This window comes from Sphingomonas morindae, assembly GCF_023822065.1.
Classification (GTDB): domain Bacteria; phylum Pseudomonadota; class Alphaproteobacteria; order Sphingomonadales; family Sphingomonadaceae; genus Solisphingomonas; species Solisphingomonas morindae.
The window spans coordinates 2,601,931-2,623,216 of sequence record NZ_CP084930.1; the positions used below are offsets into that span (position 1 = coordinate 2,601,931).

Annotated in this window: 23 protein-coding genes; 6 read left to right on the top strand and 17 right to left on the bottom strand. The window is 71.6% G+C overall.

The features are described 5' to 3' along the window. The first annotated feature begins 6 nt into the window (after positions 1–6). The gene (locus tag LHA26_RS12730) at positions 7–1,368 is read left to right on the top strand and encodes a cryptochrome/photolyase family protein (protein ID WP_252165974.1); all 1,362 of its coding nucleotides are present in this window, start codon (positions 7–9) and stop codon (positions 1,366–1,368) included. On the opposite strand, the gene LHA26_RS12735 is transcribed toward LHA26_RS12730, so the two are convergent. Genes LHA26_RS12735 through purF form a run of 3 tightly spaced genes read right to left on the bottom strand, consistent with a single transcriptional unit; the run spans position 1,358 to position 3,974 of the window. Further along, entirely contained in the window at positions 1,358–1,777 is a 420-nt protein-coding gene (locus tag LHA26_RS12735) for a GNAT family N-acetyltransferase (RefSeq protein WP_252165975.1), read from the bottom strand. The genes LHA26_RS12730 and LHA26_RS12735 overlap by 11 nt on opposite strands. Before the next feature lie 17 nt (positions 1,778–1,794). After that, positions 1,795–2,508, bottom strand: a complete 714-nt coding sequence (locus LHA26_RS12740) for an SDR family NAD(P)-dependent oxidoreductase (RefSeq protein WP_252165976.1) — start codon at positions 2,506–2,508, stop codon at positions 1,795–1,797. Between the two features lie 8 nt (positions 2,509–2,516). Further along, positions 2,517–3,974 (bottom strand): amidophosphoribosyltransferase, encoded by a 1,458-nt coding sequence (purF, locus tag LHA26_RS12745; protein WP_252165977.1) that lies wholly within the window; start codon positions 3,972–3,974, stop codon positions 2,517–2,519. Positions 3,975–4,070: 96 nt separating this feature from the next. On the opposite strand from purF, the gene hisI reads away from it, so the two are divergent. Both hisI and LHA26_RS12755 read left to right on the top strand, forming a co-directional pair. Then, the gene (hisI, locus tag LHA26_RS12750) at positions 4,071–4,463 is read left to right on the top strand and encodes a phosphoribosyl-AMP cyclohydrolase (RefSeq protein WP_252165978.1); all 393 of its coding nucleotides are present in this window, start codon (positions 4,071–4,073) and stop codon (positions 4,461–4,463) included. Positions 4,464–4,473: 10 nt separating this feature from the next. Continuing rightward, positions 4,474–4,890, top strand: a complete 417-nt coding sequence (locus LHA26_RS12755) for a MerR family transcriptional regulator (protein ID WP_252165979.1) — start codon at positions 4,474–4,476, stop codon at positions 4,888–4,890. 30 nt (positions 4,891–4,920) lie between these two features. Here LHA26_RS12755 and LHA26_RS12760 read toward each other — a convergent pair whose 3' ends face one another. The 5 genes from LHA26_RS12760 to LHA26_RS12780 all read right to left on the bottom strand — a co-directional run bounded on the left by LHA26_RS12760 (position 4,921) and on the right by LHA26_RS12780 (position 10,784). Beyond that, on the bottom strand, positions 4,921–5,247 hold the full coding sequence (locus LHA26_RS12760) for a hypothetical protein (RefSeq protein ID WP_252165980.1): 327 nt from the start codon (positions 5,245–5,247) through the stop codon (positions 4,921–4,923). Positions 5,248–5,345: 98 nt separating this feature from the next. Next, positions 5,346–6,266, bottom strand: coding sequence for a cysteine synthase A (gene cysK, locus LHA26_RS12765; RefSeq protein WP_252165981.1), 921 nt, complete (start codon positions 6,264–6,266; stop codon positions 5,346–5,348). Further along, entirely contained in the window at positions 6,263–7,540 is a 1,278-nt protein-coding gene (locus LHA26_RS12770; RefSeq protein ID WP_252165982.1) for an MFS transporter, read from the bottom strand. The genes cysK and LHA26_RS12770 overlap by 4 nt, the downstream gene beginning before the upstream one ends. Positions 7,541–7,610: 70 nt before the next feature. Then, a complete protein-coding gene (locus LHA26_RS12775; protein ID WP_252165983.1) occupies positions 7,611–8,429 on the bottom strand; it encodes an alpha/beta fold hydrolase in 819 nt (272 codons plus the stop codon). Positions 8,430–8,492: 63 nt separating this feature from the next. After that, positions 8,493–10,784 (bottom strand): ATP-dependent helicase, encoded by a 2,292-nt coding sequence (locus LHA26_RS12780; protein WP_252165984.1) that lies wholly within the window; start codon positions 10,782–10,784, stop codon positions 8,493–8,495. Positions 10,785–10,925: 141 nt separating this feature from the next. Between LHA26_RS12780 and LHA26_RS12785 the strand changes: the two genes are divergently transcribed. After that, positions 10,926–11,291, top strand: coding sequence for a UrcA family protein (locus tag LHA26_RS12785; RefSeq protein ID WP_252165985.1), 366 nt, complete (start codon positions 10,926–10,928; stop codon positions 11,289–11,291). A gap of 6 nt (positions 11,292–11,297) precedes the next feature. Here the strand turns inward: LHA26_RS12785 and rsmD are convergent, their stop codons facing one another. Both rsmD and LHA26_RS12795 read right to left on the bottom strand, forming a co-directional pair. Continuing rightward, positions 11,298–11,846, bottom strand: coding sequence for a 16S rRNA (guanine(966)-N(2))-methyltransferase RsmD (gene rsmD / locus LHA26_RS12790; RefSeq protein ID WP_252165986.1), 549 nt, complete (start codon positions 11,844–11,846; stop codon positions 11,298–11,300). Then, positions 11,843–13,363 (bottom strand): pseudouridine synthase, encoded by a 1,521-nt coding sequence (locus LHA26_RS12795; protein ID WP_252165987.1) that lies wholly within the window; start codon positions 13,361–13,363, stop codon positions 11,843–11,845. Before LHA26_RS12795 ends, rsmD begins: the two co-directional genes overlap by 4 nt. 109 nt (positions 13,364–13,472) lie before the next feature. Here LHA26_RS12795 and LHA26_RS12800 point away from each other — a divergent pair, with 109 nt between their 5' ends. Beyond that, positions 13,473–13,901: a response regulator gene (locus tag LHA26_RS12800; protein WP_252165988.1), complete on the top strand. Its 429-nt coding sequence runs from the start codon at positions 13,473–13,475 to the stop codon at positions 13,899–13,901. Between the two features lie 41 nt (positions 13,902–13,942). Continuing rightward, a complete protein-coding gene (locus LHA26_RS12805; protein ID WP_252165989.1) occupies positions 13,943–15,280 on the top strand; it encodes an MFS transporter in 1,338 nt (445 codons plus the stop codon). On the opposite strand, the gene LHA26_RS12810 is transcribed toward LHA26_RS12805, so the two are convergent. The 7 genes from LHA26_RS12810 to LHA26_RS12840 form a co-directional block, all read right to left on the bottom strand. Beyond that, complete coding sequence (locus LHA26_RS12810; RefSeq protein WP_252165990.1) at positions 15,265–16,593, bottom strand: bifunctional folylpolyglutamate synthase/dihydrofolate synthase; 1,329 nt, start codon at positions 16,591–16,593, stop codon at positions 15,265–15,267. The two genes, LHA26_RS12805 and LHA26_RS12810, sit on opposite strands and share 16 nt — an antisense overlap. Before the next feature lie 7 nt (positions 16,594–16,600). Beyond that, a complete protein-coding gene (accD, locus tag LHA26_RS12815; protein ID WP_252165991.1) occupies positions 16,601–17,464 on the bottom strand; it encodes an acetyl-CoA carboxylase, carboxyltransferase subunit beta in 864 nt (287 codons plus the stop codon). After that, positions 17,461–18,273, bottom strand: coding sequence for a tryptophan synthase subunit alpha (gene trpA, locus LHA26_RS12820; RefSeq protein WP_252165992.1), 813 nt, complete (start codon positions 18,271–18,273; stop codon positions 17,461–17,463). Before trpA ends, accD begins: the two co-directional genes overlap by 4 nt. Further along, the gene (trpB, locus tag LHA26_RS12825) at positions 18,270–19,502 is read right to left on the bottom strand and encodes a tryptophan synthase subunit beta (RefSeq protein ID WP_252165993.1); all 1,233 of its coding nucleotides are present in this window, start codon (positions 19,500–19,502) and stop codon (positions 18,270–18,272) included. The genes trpA and trpB overlap by 4 nt, the downstream gene beginning before the upstream one ends. Continuing rightward, positions 19,499–20,134: a phosphoribosylanthranilate isomerase gene (locus LHA26_RS12830; protein ID WP_252165994.1), complete on the bottom strand. Its 636-nt coding sequence runs from the start codon at positions 20,132–20,134 to the stop codon at positions 19,499–19,501. Before LHA26_RS12830 ends, trpB begins: the two co-directional genes overlap by 4 nt. A gap of 62 nt (positions 20,135–20,196) precedes the next feature. Next, positions 20,197–20,877: an orotidine-5'-phosphate decarboxylase gene (gene pyrF / locus LHA26_RS12835; RefSeq protein ID WP_252165995.1), complete on the bottom strand. Its 681-nt coding sequence runs from the start codon at positions 20,875–20,877 to the stop codon at positions 20,197–20,199. A gap of 18 nt (positions 20,878–20,895) precedes the next feature. Further along, positions 20,896–21,279, bottom strand: a complete 384-nt coding sequence (locus tag LHA26_RS12840; RefSeq protein WP_252165996.1) for a hypothetical protein — start codon at positions 21,277–21,279, stop codon at positions 20,896–20,898. Between the last annotated feature and the right edge of the window lie 7 nt (positions 21,280–21,286).

Genomic DNA, 21,286 nt, shown 5'->3' on the forward strand with positions numbered 1-21,286 from the left:
AGGGCCATGGCCGAACCCCAAATCGTCTGGCTGCGCCAGGATCTCCGCCTCGAAGACCAGGCCGCGCTTGCCGCCGCCGCCGAGGCGGGGCCGGTCGTCCCGGTCTATGTGCTGGATGACGACGCGCCAGGCGCCTGGGCGATGGGCGGCGCCTCGCGCTGGTGGCTGCACCACAGCCTCGCCGCGCTCGACGCCGCGCTGCACGCGCGCGGCGCGCGGCTGATCCTGCGGCGCGGCGCGTGCGTGGACGTGCTTGCCGGCCTCGCCGAGGAACTGGGCACGCGCGCGATCCACGCGATCCGCCATTACGAACCCTGGTGGCAGGCGGCGGAGCAGGCGCTCGCCGAGCGGCTGGATCTTTGCCTGCACGATGGCAACCAGCTGGCGCCGCCGGCCACCATCACCACCGGCGCGGGCAAGCCCTTCCGCATCTACACGCCCTTCTGGCGCGCGCTGCAGCAGCATATGCCGCCGCCCGCGCCGCTGCCGGCGCCCAGGACGCTCGCCGCCCCCGCGCGCTGGCCCAAGAGCGATCGCCTCGCCGCCTGGGCGCTTCTGCCGACCAAGCCGAACTGGGCCAAGGGGTTCGACTGGACGCCGGGCGAGGCGGCGGCGCACGAGGCGCTCGAGGCGTTCGTCGAGGCGGCGGGCGACTATGGCGAGCACCGCAATCTGCCCGCCGAGCAGGGCACGTCGCGCCTTTCGCCGCACCTGCACTTTGGCGAGATCTCGCCCGCGCGCGTGTGGCACCAAGTGGCGAAGGCGCAGCGCGACGCCGGCACCTTTCTGGGCGAGCTGGGCTGGCGCGATTTCACCCAGGGCATCATCCGTCAATTTCCCGACTATGCGGACAAGAATGGCCGCCCCGCCTTTGATGCGCTGCCGTGGCGCAAGGCGCCCGCCGAGCTGCGCGCCTGGCAGCAGGGGCGAACCGGCTATCCCATCGTCGATGCCGGCATGCGCCAGCTCTGGACCCTGGGCTGGATGCACAACCGGGTGCGGATGATCACCGCCAGCTTCCTGGTGAAGCATCTGCTGATCGACTGGCGCGCCGGCGAGCGCTGGTTCTGGGATTGTCTGGTCGATGCCGACTACGGCAATAATTCCGTCAATTGGCAGTGGATCGCCGGCAGCGGCGTCGACGCCAACATGTTCAGCCGCATCATGGCGCCGCTCGGCCAGAGCGAGAAGTTCGCGGCCGGAGACTATATCCGCCGCTGGGTGCCCGAGCTGAAGGATCTGCCCGATGCGGCGATCCACGATCCCGATGCCCAAGGCTGCCGGCCCGCCGACTATCCCGCCAAGATCGTCGACCATCGCGAGGCCCGCGCGCGCGCGCTCGCCGCCTATCGTCGCGTCAAGGCGTGAGCGCGAGCCGGTAGCGGCACATCAGCCGATCGCCGCGTGCATGAAGGTCGCTGCCGGGCGGCGGCGTCACCATCGCCTCCAGCGCCGCGCCGGCGCGCTCGAGCGTGCGGCGCGAGGCGATATTGTCGGGGCGGCAGGTGATCCACAGGCTCTCCAGGCCCGCCGCGCGCGCGATCGGGACGAGCGCCTGCAGCGCGGCGCAGGCATGGCCCTGGCCGCGATGCGCTTCCGCCACCTCATAGCCGACCTGCCCGCCATAGCGGAGCAGAGGCTCCAGCGGCGCCAGCCGCAGCTGGATGGTGCCGACCGCCACGCCTTCGGCATCCAGAATATCGTAGATGCGCGCCGGCACGCGGCCGCGGCCGGGATCGGCGTCCGTGACGCGGGCGAGGCGCAGCGTCACGGGCATCGCGCGCAGAAGTCCGGTCAGGCCTCGACGCGGATGCGGTGGCCGGTCTCGAAATCGGTGTCGAGCAGCCGCACGATCGCCGCCGCCACGGCGGCCGGCGGCTTGATCGTCTTGGGATCCTCGCCCGGGAAGGCGGCGGCGCGCATCCGCGTCGCGGTGGCGCCGGGATCGACGATCGCGACGCGGATCGGCGCGATATTGGCGACCTCGTCCGCGTAGCTCAGCACCAGCGTCTCGAGCGCCGCCTTGGAGGCGCCATAGGCGCCCCAATAGGCGCGCGGCCGCGCGCCGACGCTCGAGGTGAGCGCGATCACCCGCGCCGCCGGCGACGCCTTGAGCAGCCGGTCGAAATTGGCCAGCAGCGCTTGGTTGGCGAGCAGGTTGAGCGTGAGCAGCCGGTTGAATTCCTGGCCGTCGATCGCCGTGACCGGGGTGAGCGTGCCGAGCGTGCCGGCGTTGAGCACGAGAATGTCCAGCGCCGGCCAGCGCTGGCCGATCGCCTCGGCGAGGCGCGCGATCGAGTCGCCTTCCACCAGGTCGAGCGGGGCGATGGTCGCGGTGCCGCCCGCCTCGTGGATGCGCGCCTCGACTTCCTCCAGCCCGCCGGCGGTGCGGCCGGTGAGCACGACATGGGCGCCGGCGGCGGCCAGCGCCTCGGCGGTGGCGGCACCGATGCCCCGGCTCGCGCCCGTGACGAGCGCGAGCCGGCCGGCGAACAGCGGATCGGCCATGGCGGGGCTCAGGCGGCGCGCTCGCCGAGCAGCGAAAGCTGATCGGCCGGGGCGACTTCCTCCTGATCGGTCAGGTGGGTCGGATAGTCGCCGGTGAAGCAGGCGTCGCAATGCTGCGGCCGCTCGGCATCGCGGCTTTCCTCGCCCAGCGCGCGGTACAACCCGTCGATCGACAGGAAGGCCAGGCTATCGACCTTGATGTAATCGGCCATTTCCGCGACCGACATCTGCGCCGCCAGCAGCTTGGCGCGCTCGGGCGTGTCCACCCCGTAGAAGCAGCTGTGCCGCGTCGGCGGCGAGGCGATGCGCATATGCACCTCGCGCGCGCCGGCATCGCGCAGCATCTGCACGATCTTGAGGCTGGTCGTCCCGCGGACGATCGAATCGTCGATCAGCACCAGCCGCTTGCCGTCGATCAGCGCGCGATTGGCATTGTGCTTCAGCTTCACGCCGAGATGGCGGATGCCGTCGCCGGGCTGGATGAAGGTGCGGCCCACATAATGCGAGCGAATGATCCCCAGCTCGAACGGCAGGCCGCTCTGCTGCGCATAGCCGATCGCCGCCGGCGTGCCCGAATCGGGGACGGGGATGACATAATCGGCATCCACGGGGTTCTCGGCCGCAAGCTCGGCGCCGATCCGCTTGCGCACGGAATAGACGCTGGTCCCGTCGACGATCGAATCGGGGCGCGAGAAATAGACATGCTCGAAGATGCAGGGGCGCGGCGGCACCGGTGCGAAGGGGCGGTGCGAGCGCAGCCCCTTTTCCGAGACGATCACGATCTCGCCGGGCTCGACCGAGCGGATGAAGCTGGCGCCCACCATATCGAGCGCGACCGTTTCCGACGCGAAGATATAGGCATCGCCCACCCGGCCCATGACGAGCGGGCGGATGCCGAGCGGATCGCGGCAGGCGATCATGCCCTCGGGCGTCAGGCAGACCAGGCTGTAGGCGCCCTCGATCTGCTTGAGCGCATCGATGAAGCGATCGAGCAGCGTGCGATAGGCGGAGGTGGCGACGAGGTGGATGATGACCTCGGTGTCGCTGGTCGACTGGAAGATGGCGCCCCGCCGCACGAGCTGGCGCCGCAGGTGCATGGCGTTGGAGATGTTGCCGTTATGCGCCACGGCAAAGCCGCCCGAGACAAGCTCGGCGAAGAGCGGCTGGACGTTGCGCAGCGCGGTGTCGCCGGTGGTGGCGTAGCGGACATGGCCGCAGGCGACGCGGCCCGGCAGGCGGCGGATCACATCGTCGCGATCGAAATTGCCGGCGACATGGCCCATCGCGCGCTGCGTGTGGAACTGGTGCCCGTCCCAGCTGGAGATGCCCGCCGCTTCCTGCCCGCGATGCTGGAGCGCATGCAGGCCGAGCGCCACCACGGCCGCCGCCGTATCGCCGCCCCAGATGCCGAACACGCCGCACTCCTCGCGCAGCTTGTCATCGTCGAAAGGATGGGTTGTCAGCATGGCGGCTCCGGTGGGCGATGGGCAGCGGGAACGGCCGGGCATATAGGGCGCGACCGCGCGCTTGTCGCCCCCTCTCTATGACGATAGCGAGACACTATGGACGCCACCGCCGAGACCAGCACCCGCCTGACCCCGCGCTACGATGCGCACGGGCTCGTCACCGCCGTCGCCACCGACGCGCGCACCGGCGAGGTGTTGATGCTCGCCCATATGAACGAAACGGCGCTGGCGGCGACGCTGGCGAGCGGCGAGGCGCATTTCTGGTCCCGTTCGCGCGCGCGGCTGTGGAAGAAGGGCGAGACATCGGGCCATGTGCTGCGGGTGCGCGAGGCGCGGGTGGATTGCGACCAGGACGCGATCTGGCTCATCGTCGAGCCCGCTGGTCCGGCGTGCCACACCGGCGCGCGCAGCTGCTTCTACCGGCGCATCGCGGAGGACGGCACGCTCGTCGCCGGCGATCCGATTGCGGTTGACGTAAGCGGAAGGTAGAAGCCGGAGCATGTCCAACGGCGCCATGCTCGACACTCCCGATGCGCGGAATCGCGACCATTATTCGATCGGCGATCTCGCCGAGGAATTCGGCGTCACCCCGCGCGCCCTGCGCTTCTACGAGGATGAGGCGCTGCTCACCCCGCAGCGCGTGGGGCAGATGCGCATCTATTCGCGCCGGGATCGTGCGCGCTTGGCCTGGATCCTGCGCGCCAAGCGCGTCGGCTTCAGCCTCGCCGATGTGCGCGAGATGATCGACCTTTATGACGTCGGCGACGGGCGGCGGGCGCAGCGGCGCGTCACGATCGACAAATGCACCGCGCGCATCGCCCAGCTGCGCCAGCAACGCGACGATCTCGACGCGGCGATCGCCGAGCTGACCGAGTTCGTCGCGCGGGTCCAGGCGGCGGACGCCGAGGCGGGCTGAAAAGCCCCGCGCCGGCGCCGCCTTCAGGCGTCAGCGACGGTGGCGATCATGCGCCTGCGCCGCCACCGCGGCGGACAGCGCATCATAGCGGCGATCCAGATCGGCGCGCTCGCGCGGGGAAAGGCCGCCCGAGCGGCGATAATCGCGCTCCAGCCGCGTCAGCCGCACGAAGCGCGCCCGCAACTGGCCCGCTTCCGCGCGGGTCAGTGCGCCGGTGCGCACGCCCTGGTCGATCCGCCGGTCGATCTGCGCCTGGCGCGCGGCGAGCGGACGCCACGGCGCGGCCTCGACGGCGGCGACGGGCAAGGTGGTGGCGACGCTGGCCGCCATGGCGAAGGCGAGGATCGAACGCATCATGCTAACTCCCTTGAAGCGAGCCGCGATGATGGCGCCTTTCGGCTGAGCCGGGGCTGAGCGGCGCGTTGTCCGCCGTTCAGCCCCGCTCCGGCTTGGGTTCAGGCCTCGGGAAGGAAGTCCGGCACCGAGAGATACCGCTCGCCCGTGTCGTAATTGAAGCCGAGAATGCGCGCGCCGGCGCCGAGTTCGGCCGCTTTCTGGCTGATTGCGGCCAGAGTCGCGCCCGAGGAGATGCCAACCAGCACGCCTTCCTCGCGCGCCGAGCGCAGCGCGAACGCCTTGGCATCGGCGGGCTCGACCTGGATCACGCCATCCAGCAGCTGGGTGTGGAGATTGGCGGGGACGAAGCCGGCGCCGATCCCCTGGATCGGGTGCGGCCCGGGCTGGCCGCCCGAGATCACCGGCGAGAGGGTGGGCTCCACGGCGAACACCTTGAGGCCCGGCCATTCGCGCTTCAGCACCTCGGCGGCGCCGGTGATATGGCCGCCGGTGCCCACGCCGGTGATCAGCGCATCGATCGGCGTGTCGGCGAAATCGGCGAGGATCTCGCGCGCGGTGGTGCGGACATGCACGTCGACATTGGCGGGATTCTCGAATTGCTGGGGGATCCACGCGCCGGGCGTGCCGGCGGCGAGTTCCTGCGCCCGCTCGATCGCGCCCTTCATGCCCTTCTCGCGCGGGGTGAGATCGAAGGTGGCGCCATAGGCGAGCATCAGCCGGCGCCGTTCCAGCGACATGCTCTCGGGCATCACCAGGATCAGCTTATAGCCCTTGACCGCCGCGACCATGGCGAGGCCGATGCCGGTATTGCCGCTGGTCGGCTCGATGATGGTCCCGCCCGGGGCGAGCTGGCCGTCGCGCTCGGCGGCCTCGATCATCGCCAGCGCGATGCGATCCTTGATCGACCCGCCGGGATTGCCGCGCTCGGACTTGATCCACACGTCGTGGTCGGGGAAGAGGCGCTGGAAGCGGATGTGCGGCGTGGCGCCGATCGTCTCCAAGATGCTGGCGGCTTTCATGCGGCTTTCTCCTTGAGATCATATTCATCGAGGCGGGGTGGCGGCGTGAAATCGCGGGCCTTGCGGATCTCGGGGAACCAGCGGCTCCACAGCAGCGCCACCAGAATGGCGCCGATGCCCCCCGCCACCACCGCCGGCACCGGGCCGATCAGCGCGGCGAGAAAGCCCGATTCGGCCTCGCCCAGCTCATTGGAGCCGGAGATGAAGAGCGACGAGACCGCGCCGACCCGGCCGCGCATCGCGTCCGGCGTCCAGAGCTGGATCAGCGATTGGCGGACATAGACCGACACCATGTCGGCCGCGCCGAGCAAGGCGAGGCAGGCGAGCGAGAGCGGCATCGACCGCGACAGGCCGAAACCGACCGTCGCCATTCCGAACACGGCGACCGCGCCGAGCAGCTTCACGCCGACATCGCGGCGCAGCGGCCGCAGCGTGAAGAGCAGCGCGGTGAGCGCCGAGCCGAGCGCGGGGGCGGCGCGCAGATCGCCGAGGCCGGCGGCGTTCACATGCAGCACGTCGCGCGCATAGACGGGCAGCATCGCCGTCGCCCCGCCCAGCAGCACGGCGAAGAGATCCAGCGAGATGGCGCCGAGCACCAGCCGGTTGCGGCGCACATAGTGCAGCCCCTCCACCATCTGCGCCCAAGGGTTGACGCCGGCGGCGCGGGCGCGCGGCGGCAGCGGCCGCAGCCCCAACAGGCACAGCAGCGTGCCGCTGAACAGCGCGGTCGACACGGCATAGGGCACCCAATCCGCCAGCGCATAGAGATAGCCGCCGAGCGCCGGGCCCACCACCGATCCGCCCTGCCACGCGATCGAACCCAGCGCGATCGCGGTCGGCAGCGTGGCGGCGGGCACCAGATTGGGCGCGAGCGCGCCGAGCGCGGGCCCGGCGAAGGCGCGCGCCACGCCGAGCAGCGCCGCGATGGCGAAGAGCGCCGGCAGGGTGGTGCTGTGGTGCCACGCCATGAGCCCGAGCGTCGCGGCGCAGCCGATCTCGAGCAGCGCGGTGGCGCGCGCGATCCAGCGCCGGTCGACGCGATCGGCCGTCCAGCCGGTGACGAGGGTGAGCAGCAGCAGCGGCAGGAACTGGGCCACGCCGATCCAGCCCAGCTGGAAGGCGGCGCGCTCCACGCCCATCGTCCGCCGGGCGATGTCATAGGCCTGCCAGCCGATGACGATCACCATGCAGAGCGAGGCGATCGTCGACATCAGCCGGCCCGCCCAATAGAGCCTGTAATCGCGGTAGAAGAAGGGGTGGCGCGCCGTTTCCATGCTGTGATCCTTAAGCGTGCCACGCCCTTGCGGGCAACCGCATCCGTCTATCGGGCGGCCTAGCCGCGCTTCAGGCGAGGAAGGCGATCAGATCCTGCGCGATCGCCTCCTTGTGCGTGGCGGGCAGGCCGTGCGGGCCGCCTTCCACCTCCACCAGCTGGGCATGGGGCAGGATGCGCGCGACGCGGCGGGCGGTGATGTCGATCGGCACGGTCTCGTCGGCGGTGCCATGCACGATCAGCGTCGGCACCGTCACCGCCGCCAGATCGGGCGCGAAATCGGTGCGGCCCCAGGCATCGACGCAGGCGAGCGTCGGGCGCAGCCCGGCCTGCATCGCCATCGCCACCGACCAGGCGATCACCTCCTTGCTCACCGGGCTGGACAAGAGGCCGGCGCCGTAGAAGCCGGGGAAGAAGTCCGCCAGGAATTTGGGCCGGTCCTTCAGCAGCCCCGCCTTGATGCCCTCGAACAGCGCGGCGTCGGCGCCATCGGGGTTTGAGGCGGATTTGAGCAGGCCCGGTACCACCGAGGCGATCAGCGCCACCCGGCTCACCCGGGCGCCGCCGTGGCGACTCATATAGCGCACCACCTCGCCGCCGCCCATCGAGAAGCCGACGAGCGCGGCGTCCTCGACCCCGGTCGCCTCGATCACGGCGGCGAGATCGTCGGCGAGGCGATCATAGTCATAGCCGTCCCAGGGCTGATCGGAACGGCCGAAGCCGCGGCGATCATAGGCGATGACGCGGTGCCCCGCCTCGACCAGCGCATGACCGATATCGTCCCAGCTGTCCGCCTGAAGCGGCCAGCCATGGATGAGGATGACGGGCCGGCCCGTGCCCCAATCCTTATAGTAGAGCGAGACGCCGTCCTCGACAGTGATGCGCGGCATGATGATCTCCTGGCGATTGCGGGCGCTGAACGCGCCGGCGGCGCGGAGGTTCGGCGGCCGGCGTCAGGCGGGCGTCACGAAGCTGTCGAGCACATGCTTGGTGCCGGCCTGCTCGAACTCGATCTCCAGCTTATTGCCTTCGATCGCGCGGATCGCGCCATAGCCGAACTTGGAATGGAAGACGCGCTGGCCCAGCGCCATGTCCGCGCGCGGCTTGGCGGCGAAGCTGGCGGCGGAGGCGCGGACCTCGACCACGCGCGCGCCATTGCCCGCGCGCGCGGCGGGCTCGCCCAGCGCCGCCGCGCGCTGCCAGCCGGGGCCGCGCCCGGTGCCGCGCCCGACATCGGCAAAGGGGTCGGTCTGCTCGCTCCACTGCGCCCGCCACAGGGACTCGCCGCCCGTCATCGTCGTCTCGGCGTCGATATGGTCGTCGGGCAGCTCGCCGATGAAGCGCGAGGGGATGGACGAGGTCCATTGGCCGTAGATGCGGCGATTGGCGGCGTGCAGGATGACGCAGCGCCGCCGCGCGCGGGTGATGGCGACATAGGCCAGCCGCCGCTCCTCCTCCAGGCTCTTGGTGCCGCCCTCATCGAGCGCGCGTTGCGAGGGGAATAGGCCCTCCTCCCAGCCGGCGAGGAAGACGGTATCGAATTCCAGGCCCTTGGCGGCATGGATCGTCATGATCGTGACCTTGGCGCCGGACTCGGCGGCGTCATTGTCCATCACCAGGCTGACATGCTCGAGAAAGCCGCCCAGCGTCTCATATTCCTCCATGGCGCGCGCCAGTTCGGTGAGATTCTCGAGCCGGCCCCCGCTCTCGGCGGAGCGATCGGCCTGGAGCATGGCGGTGTAGCCGCTCTCATCGAGGATCTGGCGGCACAATTCGGCATGGGGCAGGCTGGACGAGAGATCGCGCCAGCGCGCCACATCGCCCACGAGCCGGCCGAGCGACTTGCGCGCCGCGCCACTCAGCTCGTCGGTATCGCACAGTCGCGCCGCCGCCAGCAGCAGCGGCAGGCGCTCGGCGCGGGCGAGCTGGTGGATGCGCGCCACCGCCTTGTCGCCCAGGCCGCGCTTGGGCGTGTTGACGATGCGTTCGAAGGCGAGATCGTCCGCCGGCTGGTGGACGATGCGGAGATAGGCCAGCGCGTCGCGGATCTCGGCCCGCTCGTAGAAGCGGAAGCCGCCCACGATGCGATAGGGCAGGCCGATCGCGATGAAGCGATCCTCGAACTCGCGCGTCTGGTGCTGGGCGCGCACGAGGATCGCGGCCTGATCGTAGCTGCCGCCGCCGCGGCGCAGCGCCTCGATCTCGTCGCCGACGCGGCGCGCCTCTTCCGGCCCGTCCCACACGCCGATCACGCCGATCCGTTCGCCCGCTTCCAGCGCGGTCCACAATTCCTTGCCAAGCCGCGAATCATTGTGCGCGATCACCGCCGAGGCGGCGGCAAGGATGTGCGGCGTGGAGCGGTAATTCTGTTCCAGGCGGACCGTCTTGGCGCCCGGGAAATCATGCTCGAACCGCAGAATGTTGGCGACTTCGGCGCCGCGCCATGAATAGATGGACTGGTCGTCGTCGCCGACGCAGCAGATGTTGCGGTGGCTCTGCGCGAGCAGGCGCAGCCAGAGATATTGGGCGGCGTTGGTGTCCTGATACTCGTCCACCATGATGTAGCGGAAGCGCTGCTGGTACAGCTCCAGCACGTCGCGGTGGCGCTTCAGGATCACCAGCATGTGGAGCAGCAGATCGCCGAAATCGCAGGCGTTCACCGCCGCCAGCCGGGCCTGGTAGGCGGCATAGAGTTCGGCGCCGCGGCCATTGGCGAAGGCCTCGCTCTCGGCGGCGTCGATCTCGTGCGGCGTCCAGCCGCGATTCTTCCAGCGATCGATCAGCCCGGCCAGCGCGCGCGCCGTCCAGCGCTTCTCGTCGAGCCCGGCGGCGACGATCAGCTGCTTGAGCAGGCGCAGCTGATCGTCCGTGTCGAGGATGGTGTAGTTCGCCTGAAGCCCCACCAGTTCGGCATGGCGACGCAGCATCTTGGCGGCGATGGCGTGGAAGGTGCCGAGCCAGGGCAGCGCCTCCGCGCCCTCGCCCAAAATGCGGCCGACCCGCTCGCGCATCTCGCGCGCCGCCTTGTTGGTGAAGGTGACCGCGAGGATTTCCGACGGCCAGGCGCGGCGCGTCGCGATGAGATGCGCTAGCCGCGCGGTGAGCGCCGCCGTCTTGCCCGTGCCGGCGCCGGCCAGCACCAGCACGGGGCCGTCGCTGGTCAGCACCGCATCGCGCTGCGCCGGGTTGAGGCCTTGAAGATAGCCGGGCTCGGCCGCGGGGGCGGGGGCGGGGGACGAAGACATGCTCACCGCCGAACAGGTAGGGAACGTGGATCGTCTAGGCAATGGCCGCGCGCAGCCCGGCGGCGGCGGCGTGCCGCGCGCGCGTCATGGCTTGGTCCCGCAACCGAAACGATTTGCGGCTAGCGGGAGCCGGCGAGGCGGATGTCGCCGCCCAAGCAGGCGGTGCGGCGCGCGCAGGGATCGCAGGAGATCAACATGACTTGTTCCACGTTCACGGCCGCGCTTGCGGCCGCGCTGGCGCTCGCCCCGGCGACGCCGCTTCTCGCCCAGCTGCGCGAGCCGGTGACGGCGCGCGTCGAGGTCGCCGGGCTCGACCTCGGGCGCCCCGCCGATCGGGCGCTGTTCTTCCACCGGCTCAAGCGCGCCAGCGCGCGCGCGTGCGACAATGGCTCGGCCACGCCCGCGATGCGGGCTGACAGCGCGCGGTGCCGCCGCGAGATGGAGGCCGATGCCGTCCAGCGCCTCGCCGCCTATCAGGCACCGGGCGTGGAGGTGACGCTGCGCTGACGGTGATCAGGCGGGTGGCTGGTAGCGCAGCAGGGTGAGCTGGGCGGCGCCATAGCGTCGCTCCGCTTCCACCACGAAGCCGCCGGGCCGCACCGTCTCGCCCGGCCCGCTCTCCACGCTGGCGAGCGCGCCGGGCGCCAGCCAGCCGAGCCGGGCGAGCCGTTCCAGCACGGGCACGCCCGCCCGCATCGCATAGGGCGGATCGAGCAGGACCAGATCATGCGCCCGGCCGGCGGGGCCGAGCGTGGTGACGGATTGCGCCTTCACCTCGGTGCCGGTGGCGCCGAGCCGTTCGATATTGGTGCGCAGCGCGGCGAGCGCGGCGCGATCCTGCTCCACGAACAGGCAGGTGCCCGCGCCGCGCGACAGCGCCTCGAGCCCGAGCGCGCCGGTGCCGGCGAAGAGATCCAGCACCGCCAGCCCGTCAAAGGCGCCGAGGCGGCTGGTCAGCATCGAGAACAGCCCCTCGCGCGCGCGATCGGCGGTGGGCCGGGTCTCGCTGCTGCGGGGCGCCACCAGCGGCCGCCCGCGCCATTGCCCCGCGATGATCCTCATTTCAGCGTCTGGCGGAAGGCGACGAGTTCGTGCTGGCGCACCTCGCCCACGGCGCCCGCCGGCAGATCGCCCAGCACGAAGGGCCCGTAGCCGACGCGGATCAGCCGCGAGACCTGCAGCCCGAGATGCTCGAGCACCCGGCGCACCTCGCGATTCTTGCCCTCGGCGAGCCGCAGCTCGATCCACACATTGCGGCCGGTGCGGCGCTCGAGATTGGCGTCGATCTCGCCATAGCGGATGCCGTCGATCTCGATTCCCTCGATCAGCTGTTCGAGCTGATCCTGGCTGACCTCGCCATAGGCGCGGGCGCGATAGGTGCGCGGCACGCCGGTGCGCGGCAATTCGAGCTGGCGCTTGAACTCGCCATCGGTGGTGAGCAGCAGCAGCCCCTCGGTGTTCATGTCGAGCCGCCCGACGGGCATGAGCCGGGGGAGATCGTCGGGCAGGCGATCATAGATGGTGGGGCGTCCGCGCGGATCGCGCTCGGTGGTGAGCAGCCCGGTGGGCTTGTGGAACAGGAAGAGGCGCGTCGGGCTCGCCGCCTCGACGGCCGCGCCGTCCACCGTCACGCCCTGGAGCGAGGGCAGCACCGTCGCCGGGGTTGTGAGCGGCACGCCGTCCAGCGCGATCCGGCCCTCGCCGATCATGCGTTCGATCTCGCGGCGCGAGGCGACGCCCGCGCGCGCCAGCAGCTTGGCGATGCGCTGCGGCGGCCCACGCCGGGCGGGTGCGGGGGCGGTCGCTTCGGCCGGAGGCGGGGTGCGCAGCGCGGCGCTGCCATCGGCGCGCAGACGGGGCGCCTTGCCGCGCGGCGCCGCGCCGGCGGCGCGGGGCGTGCCGGCGGCGGGCGTCGCCGCGCTCCGTGCCGCCCGTCCGGACGCGGCGCGGGCACGCGGCGCCGGATCCGCCGCATCGCGCCTTGGCGCGTGGGCCTGCGACGCGGGGCGTCCGCCGCGCGCGGGGGAGGAAGGCGTACCGGCGGCGTCGCGGGCGGTGCGGCTGGGTTCGCCACGCGGGCGCGGCGCGCGCGTCTCGGCGGCGCCGTCGCGGCAAGTGGCGGGGCCGGACTGGGCCTGGGATCGGCGCGGGCGCGGGGCGGCCTCGTCGCGCGCGGCGCGGGGGGCGCGGGCGTCCTCGCCGCGCGCGCGGACCGGCCGTGCCGCGCCGGTGGCCGCGCGCTCGGCGCGCGCCGGCCGCGTGTCCGCGCTCGGCGCGCGTTCGCCGGACGGCCGCGCGCGGGCAGGCCGCTCGCCGTCGCGCGCGGCGGGCGTCGCGTCGCGCGGGGCGCGCGTGCGGCTCGGGCGCTCGCCGTCGCGCGGGCGCACCGCGAGGCTGCCATCGGCGCGCTGACGCGGCACGCGGCCCTTGCGCGCGGGGCGCTCGCCGGACGGGGCGCGCGCGCCGCCGCGCGGGCTTTCGTCGCCGTCGCGCGGGCCGTCGTCGCCGCCCGAGGAGCGGGTGCGCTTGGGCGGGGCGTCGCGCCGGTCGCGACGGGGCGGACGGCGAGAGGCGCTCACGCTAAACTCCGAATGGTGGAACCGGGAACCGCCTTCCGCGACAAACGTCTGTCGGTCAAGCCGCGAGTCGCGTCCCGCCCGGACGCGCGCGGCGCGGAGGCGGCGGCGCATGTTTGGGTTGGGGCGGGGCAAGTGGAGCGCGGGCAAGCGCATCCTGATCGTCGAGGACGAACCGCTTGTCGCGTTCGACAATGAGCATTTCCTCGTCGATCGCGGGTTCGACGTGGTGGCGACGGTGGACAATGTGGACGAGGCGGTGGCGCGGATCGCGGTCGGCGGCATCGACTGCGTGACCGCCGACGTGCGGCTGACGGGCGGCGGATCGGGGCTCGACGTGGCGCGCGCCGCGCACGAGGCCGGGATCCCGGTGCTGCTCGTCACCGGCCAGTGCCCGACCGAGGCGCAGAGCTTCGCCTATGGCTGCCTCGCCAAGCCCTATGCGCAGCGCGAGCTGGTCGAGGCGATCGAGGCGGTGCTGGAACGCGCCGCCGGCACCGCGCCGCGCCGCCTGCCGCGCGCGCTCACCCTCTTTCGGTAAGCCGCTTTCCCGGCGCGCGGCAAGGCGATAGGCTAGCCGCGATGAGCGATACCCCGATTGCCGCCGGCTGGCGCGCCGCCTTGCCCGCCGCCGTGCGGCCCTATGCCGAACCCGCGCCGCTGGCCGCATTTTTCCTCGGTATTTCCTCGGGCTTTCCGTTCGCCATGATCGGCGCGACGCTGACCACGCGGCTGGCGCAGGATGGCATCGACAAAAAGGCCGTCACCGCCTTCAGCCTCGCCATCCTCGCCTATAATCTCAAATGGCTCTGGGCTTGGGCGGTGGACGGCATCGCGCTGCCGGGCGCGCGGCGCTTCGGCCGGCGCGTCACCTGGCTGTGGCTGGCGGGTGCGCTCACCATGGCGGCGGTGATCCATCTCGGCCTGGTCGATCCGCGCGCCGATCTCGCGCGGACGGCCTGGGCGGCGGTGCTGGTCGGCATCGCCGGCGCCACCTACGATATCGTGATCGATGCCTATCGCATCGAGCTGCTAAGCCCCGAACAGCTCGGCCCCGGCGCGGGGATGAGCCAATATGGCTGGCGGATCGGTTCGGTGCTGGCGGGTTCGATCGCGCTGCTGGTCGCCGGCAGCGGCGGCTGGGGCCTGGGCTATGGCGTGTGCGCGGCGCTGGCGCTGTCCGCCATGCTCACCGGCGCGGTGATGGGCGAGCCGCAGCGCCACCATGCGCCCTCGCGCAAGAAGGGTCTGGCGGAACTGTGGGTCTCGATCGCGGCGCCGCTCGCCGATTTCTTCCGCCGCGAAGGCGCGCTGCTCGTCCTCGCCTTCATCCTCGTCCACAAGATCGGCGATACCCTCTCGCAGCTGGCGGTGCGGCTGCTGTTCAACGATCTCGGCTATAGCAATGGCGAGATCGCGCTGTGGGACGTGGGGCTGGGCTTCTGGGCCTATCTGATCGGCATCTTCATCGGCGGCCTTCTCTATGCCCGGGTCGGGCTGACGCGCTCGGTGCTGATCAGCCTGTGGCTGATGGCGATCAGCAATCTCGGCTTCGCGGTGCTCGCGGCGGTCGGCCACAGCAATGCCGGCATGGCCGCCGCCATGGCCTTCGAGAATGGCGCCAGCGGCATCGGCGGGGTGACGGTGGTCGCCTATTTCTCCGCGCTGTGCGACCTGCGCTTCACCGCCGCGCAATATGCGCTGATCTCGGCGGCGGCGAGCCTGGTGGGGCGGCTCATCACCGGCACCAGCTCGGGCGCGCTCATCGAGGCGCTCGGCTATGTCGGCTTCTACCTGCTCACCACGGTCATTGCGCTGCCCGGCATCGCGCTCTTCTGGTACATGGTGCGCACCGGGCTGGTGGAGCGCTCGATCGGCTCGGCCGGCACCGAGCCGCCGCCGCCTCAGCCAGGCGGCTGATTATTCTGCGCCAGCACGCTGCCGGCCAGATAGAGCGATCCCAGGATCAGCACATAGGGCGCGGCGGCAGGATCGGCATGGCGCCCGATCCACGACAGCGCCTCGGCCACGTCCGGCGCGGCGCGCGCGGCGAGGCCATGCCCCTTGGCCATGGCGGCGAGTTCCGCCGGCGGGTGATAGGGATGGTCGGGCACCGGCACCGCGTGCACCATCGCCTGGCGCCCGGCAAAGGCATGCAGCACGCCCGCCGCATCCTTGTTGGCGAGCAGCCCCATTACCAGGTGCAGCGGCCGGCCGGCCGGCACCGCGCCGCGCAGATGATCGGCCACCGCGCGCGCGGCGGCGGGATTATGGCCGCCGTCGAGCCAGAGATCGGCGCCGGGCGGCAGCAGCGCGTGGAGCGGCCCGGCGGCGAGGCGCTGCATGCGCGCGGGCCAATCCGCCCAGCCCATCGCGGCCTTGAGCGCGGCCTCGGGAATGTGGATGCTGCGCTGGTGGCGGATCATCGCCACCGCCAGCCCGGCATTGAGCAGCTGATGCGCGCCCGCCAGCCGGGGGAGGGGCAGGTCCAGCCGGCCGGCCATGTCGCGGTAGCGGAGCTGACCGCGCGCGGCGGCGGCATCCCAGGCGCCGCCGCGCGGCAGCCAGGGCGCGTCCACCGCCGCCGCCACCGCCGCGATCCGTTCCGCCGAGGCGCTGGCGTAGCGCTGCGTGACGAGCGGCACGTGCGGCTTGGCGATGCCCGCCTTCTCGGCGGCGATCTGGGCCGGCGTGTCGCCCAGAAAGGCCTGATGGTCGAGCGCCAGCTGGGCGATGCCGGTCACGGCGGGCGCGGGGATGACATTGGTGGCGTCCAGCCGCCCGCCCAGCCCGACCTCGATCACGCAGGCATCGGCGGGATGCTCGGCAAAGGCGAGTAGCGCGGCCGCGGTGGTGACCTCGAAGAAGCTGGCCTTCTGCCCGTCCGCCGCGTCCAGCACGCGGCGCAGATAGGCCGCGAGCCGGGCATCGTCGATCAGCTGGCCGCCCAGCCGGATCCGCTCGTTGAAGCGGACCAGGTGCGGGCTGGTATAGACATGCACCGTCTGGCCCGATGCCTCGATCGCGGCGCGGAGAAAGGCGCAGGTCGATCCCTTGCCGTTGGTGCCCGCGACATGGAAGACGGGCGGCAGCGCCTCTTCCGGATGGCCGAGCCGGCCGAGCAGCGCGCGGATCCGATCGAGCCCGAGCGTATCGCCCGGAAAGCCGAGTGCCTCGAGGCGATCCAGCTGCTGCTGGACCGCCGCATCCTCCGAGCGGGCCCGATCGGCCATGATCGTGTCAGCCGGCCGGCGCCGGCTCGGGCGCGAGATAGGCGATCAGCCGGGCCAGCGTTTCGCGCAGCTGGTGGCGATGCACCACCATGTCGAGCATGCCATGCTCGAGCAGATATTCGGAGCGTTGAAAGCCTTCGGGCAGCTTCTCGCGGATCGTCTGCTCGATCACGCGCTGGCCGGCGAACCCGATCAGCGCATTGGGCTCGGCGATCTGGACATCGCCCAGCATGGCGTAGCTGGCGGTGACGCCGCCCGTGGTGGGATCGGTCATCACCACCAGATAGGGCAGGCCCGCCTCGCGCAGCTGCTGGATCGCGACCGTCGTCTTGGGCATCTGCATGAGGCTGAGAATGCCCTCCTGCATCCGCGCGCCGCCGGCGGCGGTGAAGACGATATAGGGCGCGCGCTCCGCGATCGCCGCATGCGCGCCGGCGACGAAGGCGGCGCCGACCGCCAGCCCCATCGATCCGCCCATGAAGCCGAAATCCTGCACGCCGACAACGGCGTGACGGCCCTCGATCTCGCCCTTGGCGACGAGAAAGGCATCGGGCTCGCCGGTGCTGGTGCGCGCCGCCTTCAGCCGATCGGCATAGCGCTTGGTGTCACGGAATTTGAGCGGATCCTCGCGCACCGTGGGCGGCGGCAGCGGCGTGTGGACGCCGCCATCGAACAGAATGTCGAAGCGCTTGGCCGCGCCGATCCGCCCGTGATGCTCGCATTTCGGGCAGACATTCTGGTTTTCCTCGAATTCCTTGAGGAAGACCATGGTGCCGCAATTGGGGCATTTGTACCAAAGATTTTCGGGCGTCTCGCGCTTGCTGACGAAGGGCAGCGAATTGCGGACGCGGTCGAGCCAGGAATCGCTCATGCGGCAAGATCCTTGCGGGCGCCGCGAATGGCGGCGGCGAGGTGGGCGACAAGCGTGGCGGCGGCCTGGGGATGGCCGCCCGCGCGCGCCAGCGCCTCGACAATGGCCGAGCCCACCACCACGCCATCGGCGATCCGGGCAATGGCGGCGGCCTGTTCGGGCGTGCGGACGCCGAAGCCGACGGCGACGGGCAGATCGGTGCCGGCCTTGAGCCGGGCGACCGCCTCCTCGATGCTGCCGGCGGCGGCCTGTTGCAGCCCGGTGACGCCCGCGACCGAGACATAATAGAGGAAGCCCGAGGCGCCCTCGAGCACGGCGGGAAGGCGGCGATCGTCGGTGGTGGGGGTGGCGAGGCGGACCATATCCACCCCCGCCGCGCGCAGCGCCGGGCCGAGCGCGGAATCCTCCTCGGGCGGCACGTCGACGCAGATCACTCCGTCCACGCCCGCCTCGGCCACGGCCTTGGCGAACCAGGCCGGCCCGCGCGCGACCATCGGATTGGCATAGCCCATCAGCACCAGCGGCACCGCCGGATGGCGCGCGCGGAAGCCGCGCACGATCTCGAGAATGTCGGCGGTGCGCGTGCCCGCGGCGAGCGCGCGGATATCGGCCTGCTGGATCGCCGGGCCATCGGCCATGGGATCGGTGAAGGGCATGCCGAGCTCGATCACGTCGGCGCCGGCGGCGACCAGCGCGTCGAGGATCGCCGGGGTGGCGGCGGGGCTGGGATCGCCGGCGGTGACGAAGGCGACCAGCGCCGCGCGATCCTCGCCGCGCAGCGAGGCGAAGGTGGTGGCGAGCCGGCTCACAGCGTCACCCCCATGGCCGAGGCGACCGTGAAGATATCCTTGTCGCCACGGCCCGACAGGTTGAGCAGCGCGATCGCGTCGCGGTCCATCGCGCCGGTGTGGCGCGACAGGCCGGCGATGGCGTGGCTGCATTCGAGCGCGGGGATGATGCCCTCGACGCGGCAGCAGAGCTGGAAGGCGTCGAGCGCCTCGGTATCGGTGACGCCCTCATAGGTGACGCGGCCGATCTCGTGCAGCCAGCTATGCTCCGGCCCGATGCCGGGATAATCGAGCCCCGCCGAGATGGAGTGGGCCTCGGCGATCTGGCCGTCCTCGTCCTGCAGCAGATAGGTGCGGTTGCCGTGCAGCACGCCCGGCCGGCCGCCGGTGAGGCTGGCGGCGTGGGCGCCGCTCTCGACGCCGTGTCCCGCCGCCTCGATGCCCAGCATCCGCACCTCGGCATCGTCGAGGAACGGATGGAAAAGGCCGATGGCGTTGGATCCGCCGCCGATCGCCGCGACCAGCAGATCGGGCAGCCGGCCCTCGGCCTCGAGGATCTGGGCGCGCGCCTCGGTGCCGATCACCGACTGGAAATCGCGCACCAGCTCCGGATAGGGATGCGGGCCGGCGGCGGTGCCGATGATGTAGAAGGTGTCGTGCACATTCGCGACCCAGTCGCGCAGCGCCTCGTTCATCGCGTCCTTGAGCGTCTGCGCGCCGGAGGTGACGGGACGCACTTCGGCGCCCAGCAGCTTCATCCGGAAGACATTGGGCTGCTGCCGCTCGACATCCTTGGCGCCCATGAAGATGGTGCAGGGCAGGCCGAAGCGGGCGGCGACGGTGGCGGTGGCCACGCCATGCTGGCCGGCGCCGGTCTCGGCGATGATCCGGGTCTTGCCCATGCGCCGCGCGAGCAGGATCTGGCCGACGCAATTGTTGATCTTGTGCGCGCCGGTATGGTTGAGTTCCTCGCGCTTCAGATAGATTTTGGGGCCGCGTCCGGGCGGCGCGGCGGCGCGGAACGCCTCGGTAAGCCCTTCCGCGTAATAAAGCGGGCTGGGCCGCCCGACATAATGGGTCATCAGGCCCGACAGTTCGGCGGCAAAGGCCGGATCCTGCTTGGCGGCGCGATATTCGCGCTCCAGATCGAGGATGAGCGGCATCAGCGTCTCGGCGACGTAGCGGCCGCCAAAGCCGCCGAAATGGCCGCTGGGATCGGGTTGGGCGCGGAGCGAGTTGGCGATGGTCATAGGCGGGCGGTCGCTTGCAGGAAGGTGGCGATCTTGTCCACATCCTTCACGCCCGGCGCGCGCTCCACGCCCGACGAGATGTCGAGCAGGCGGGCGCCGCTGATCCCCACCGCGTCGCCGACGCTGGCCGCGTCGAGCCCGCCGGAGAGAAGCCAGGGCAGGGGATGGTCGAAGCCGTCGAGCAGGCTCCAGTCGAAGCGGAGGCCGAGGCCGCCGGGCAGGTCGGCCCCGGGCGGCGGCTTGGCATCGTAGAGCAGGCGATCGGCGGCGCCGCGATAGGCGCGGCCGGCGTCGAGATCGGCGCGGGTGCGCACCGCCACCGCCTTCCACACCGGCACGCCGAGCCGCTGGCGCAGCGCCGCGACGCGCGCCGGCGTTTCGGCGCCGTGGAGCTGGACCGCGCTCAGCCGGGCGGCGCGCACCGCATAGGCGAGCAGATCCTCCTCGGGATCGACGAACACGCCCACCCGGCCGACATGCGCGGGCGATCCGAAGCCGCCGGCGCGCTCGGGCGCGATATCGCGCGGGCTCTTGGGGAAAAAGACGAAGCCGAGATAGGCGGCGCCGTGACGGATCGCGGCATCCACCGTATCGGGCGTCGAAAGGCCGCAAATCTTGGCGCTGACAGGCATGGCCCCGGCCATATAGGCGCGATTGGCTTAAACGTCAGCCGCTTTGACGCGGCGGCCGCCGATCAGAGCGTCGCGGCGATGGCGCGGGCGGCGGCGTCGGGATCCTCGGCGGCGGTGATTGGCCGGCCGACGACCAGCACCGAGGCGCCGCGATCACGCGCCTCGCGCGGGGTGACGACGCGCTTCTGATCGCCCACCGGGCCATCGGCGGGGCGAACGCCCGGCACCACCAGCAACCCCTTGGGCCAGGCGCGATGCGCCATCGCCACCTCCTCGCCCGAGCAGACGATGCCGTCCAGCCCGGCGTCGCGCGCGTTCGCCGCAAGCCGCTCCACCTGCTCGGCAAGGCTCGAGCCCACGCCCATCGCGCGCAGATCCTCCGTGTCCAGGCTGGTGAGCATGGTGACGGCGACGACCCTGGTGTGCTCGGGCGCGGCGGCCTTGGCCTCCTCCATCATCGCGCGGCCGCCGGCGGCATGGACGGTGACAATCGCCGGCTGCAGCGGCGCCAGCGCGGCCATCGCCTTGGCGACGGTGTTGGGAATGTCGTGCAGCTTGAGATCGAGGAAGATCGGCAGATCGAGATCGGCCATGGCGCGCACCCCCGCCGGTCCGTTGGCGGCGAAGAATTCCAGCCCCAGCTTGAGCCCGCCGACATGATGCCGCACCGCCTCCGCCAGCGCGCGGGCATGATCGAGGCGGTCCGTATCGAGGGCGACGAACAGGGGCGAGTGATAGGACATTCAGCGCTTCCGTGACGATCAGGATTGGGCGGGCGGTGCATCGGCCAGCGGATCGGCCGGCGCGGCGGGCACGACGAGCGGCGCGACCGCCATCGCCGTCGAGGGCGGCGCCGACGGCGCGGCCGGGACCGGCGCGGGCGGCGGGGCGGCGGCGATGCGCACCTCGGCGAGCGCGCGTTCCAGCGCATCGATGCGACGGCCCGCGCGCCAGCGGCTGGCGCCGTGCCAGGCGAGCGCGGGCAGCAGGCCGAGCAGAAAGGCGCCGTACAGCAGCACCGGCAATTTGGCCTCGACCAGCAGCCCGCCCCACAGCGAGATCAGGATGGGAGTCCAATTGTGCATCGCGAAGACCACGGCGGCGGTGGCGAGCACGACCCAGAAGAGGGTTTTCAGGAACTGCATGGCGCGA

Excerpts from the sequence above, each read along its gene's own strand:
- LHA26_RS12730 (WP_252165974.1), top strand. The coding sequence starts at position 7 with ATGGCCGAACCCCAAATCGTCTGGCTGCGCCAGGATCTCCGCCTCGAA.
- LHA26_RS12735 (WP_252165975.1), bottom strand. The coding sequence starts at position 1,777 with ATGCCCGTGACGCTGCGCCTCGCCCGCGTCACGGACGCCGATCCCGGC.
- LHA26_RS12740 (WP_252165976.1), bottom strand. The coding sequence starts at position 2,508 with ATGGCCGATCCGCTGTTCGCCGGCCGGCTCGCGCTCGTCACGGGCGCG.
- purF (WP_252165977.1), bottom strand. The coding sequence starts at position 3,974 with ATGCTGACAACCCATCCTTTCGACGATGACAAGCTGCGCGAGGAGTGC.
- hisI (WP_252165978.1), top strand. The coding sequence starts at position 4,071 with ATGGACGCCACCGCCGAGACCAGCACCCGCCTGACCCCGCGCTACGAT.
- LHA26_RS12755 (WP_252165979.1), top strand. The coding sequence starts at position 4,474 with ATGTCCAACGGCGCCATGCTCGACACTCCCGATGCGCGGAATCGCGAC.
- LHA26_RS12760 (WP_252165980.1), bottom strand. The coding sequence starts at position 5,247 with ATGATGCGTTCGATCCTCGCCTTCGCCATGGCGGCCAGCGTCGCCACC.
- cysK (WP_252165981.1), bottom strand. The coding sequence starts at position 6,266 with ATGAAAGCCGCCAGCATCTTGGAGACGATCGGCGCCACGCCGCACATC.
- LHA26_RS12770 (WP_252165982.1), bottom strand. The coding sequence starts at position 7,540 with ATGGAAACGGCGCGCCACCCCTTCTTCTACCGCGATTACAGGCTCTAT.
- LHA26_RS12775 (WP_252165983.1), bottom strand. The coding sequence starts at position 8,429 with ATGCCGCGCATCACTGTCGAGGACGGCGTCTCGCTCTACTATAAGGAT.
- LHA26_RS12780 (WP_252165984.1), bottom strand. The coding sequence starts at position 10,784 with ATGTCTTCGTCCCCCGCCCCCGCCCCCGCGGCCGAGCCCGGCTATCTT.
- LHA26_RS12785 (WP_252165985.1), top strand. The coding sequence starts at position 10,926 with ATGTCGCCGCCCAAGCAGGCGGTGCGGCGCGCGCAGGGATCGCAGGAG.
- rsmD (WP_252165986.1), bottom strand. The coding sequence starts at position 11,846 with ATGAGGATCATCGCGGGGCAATGGCGCGGGCGGCCGCTGGTGGCGCCC.
- LHA26_RS12800 (WP_252165988.1), top strand. The coding sequence starts at position 13,473 with ATGTTTGGGTTGGGGCGGGGCAAGTGGAGCGCGGGCAAGCGCATCCTG.
- LHA26_RS12805 (WP_252165989.1), top strand. The coding sequence starts at position 13,943 with ATGAGCGATACCCCGATTGCCGCCGGCTGGCGCGCCGCCTTGCCCGCC.
- LHA26_RS12810 (WP_252165990.1), bottom strand. The coding sequence starts at position 16,593 with ATGGCCGATCGGGCCCGCTCGGAGGATGCGGCGGTCCAGCAGCAGCTG.
- accD (WP_252165991.1), bottom strand. The coding sequence starts at position 17,464 with ATGAGCGATTCCTGGCTCGACCGCGTCCGCAATTCGCTGCCCTTCGTC.
- trpB (WP_252165993.1), bottom strand. The coding sequence starts at position 19,502 with ATGACCATCGCCAACTCGCTCCGCGCCCAACCCGATCCCAGCGGCCAT.
- LHA26_RS12830 (WP_252165994.1), bottom strand. The coding sequence starts at position 20,134 with ATGCCTGTCAGCGCCAAGATTTGCGGCCTTTCGACGCCCGATACGGTG.
- pyrF (WP_252165995.1), bottom strand. The coding sequence starts at position 20,877 with ATGTCCTATCACTCGCCCCTGTTCGTCGCCCTCGATACGGACCGCCTC.
- LHA26_RS12840 (WP_252165996.1), bottom strand. The coding sequence starts at position 21,279 with ATGCAGTTCCTGAAAACCCTCTTCTGGGTCGTGCTCGCCACCGCCGCC.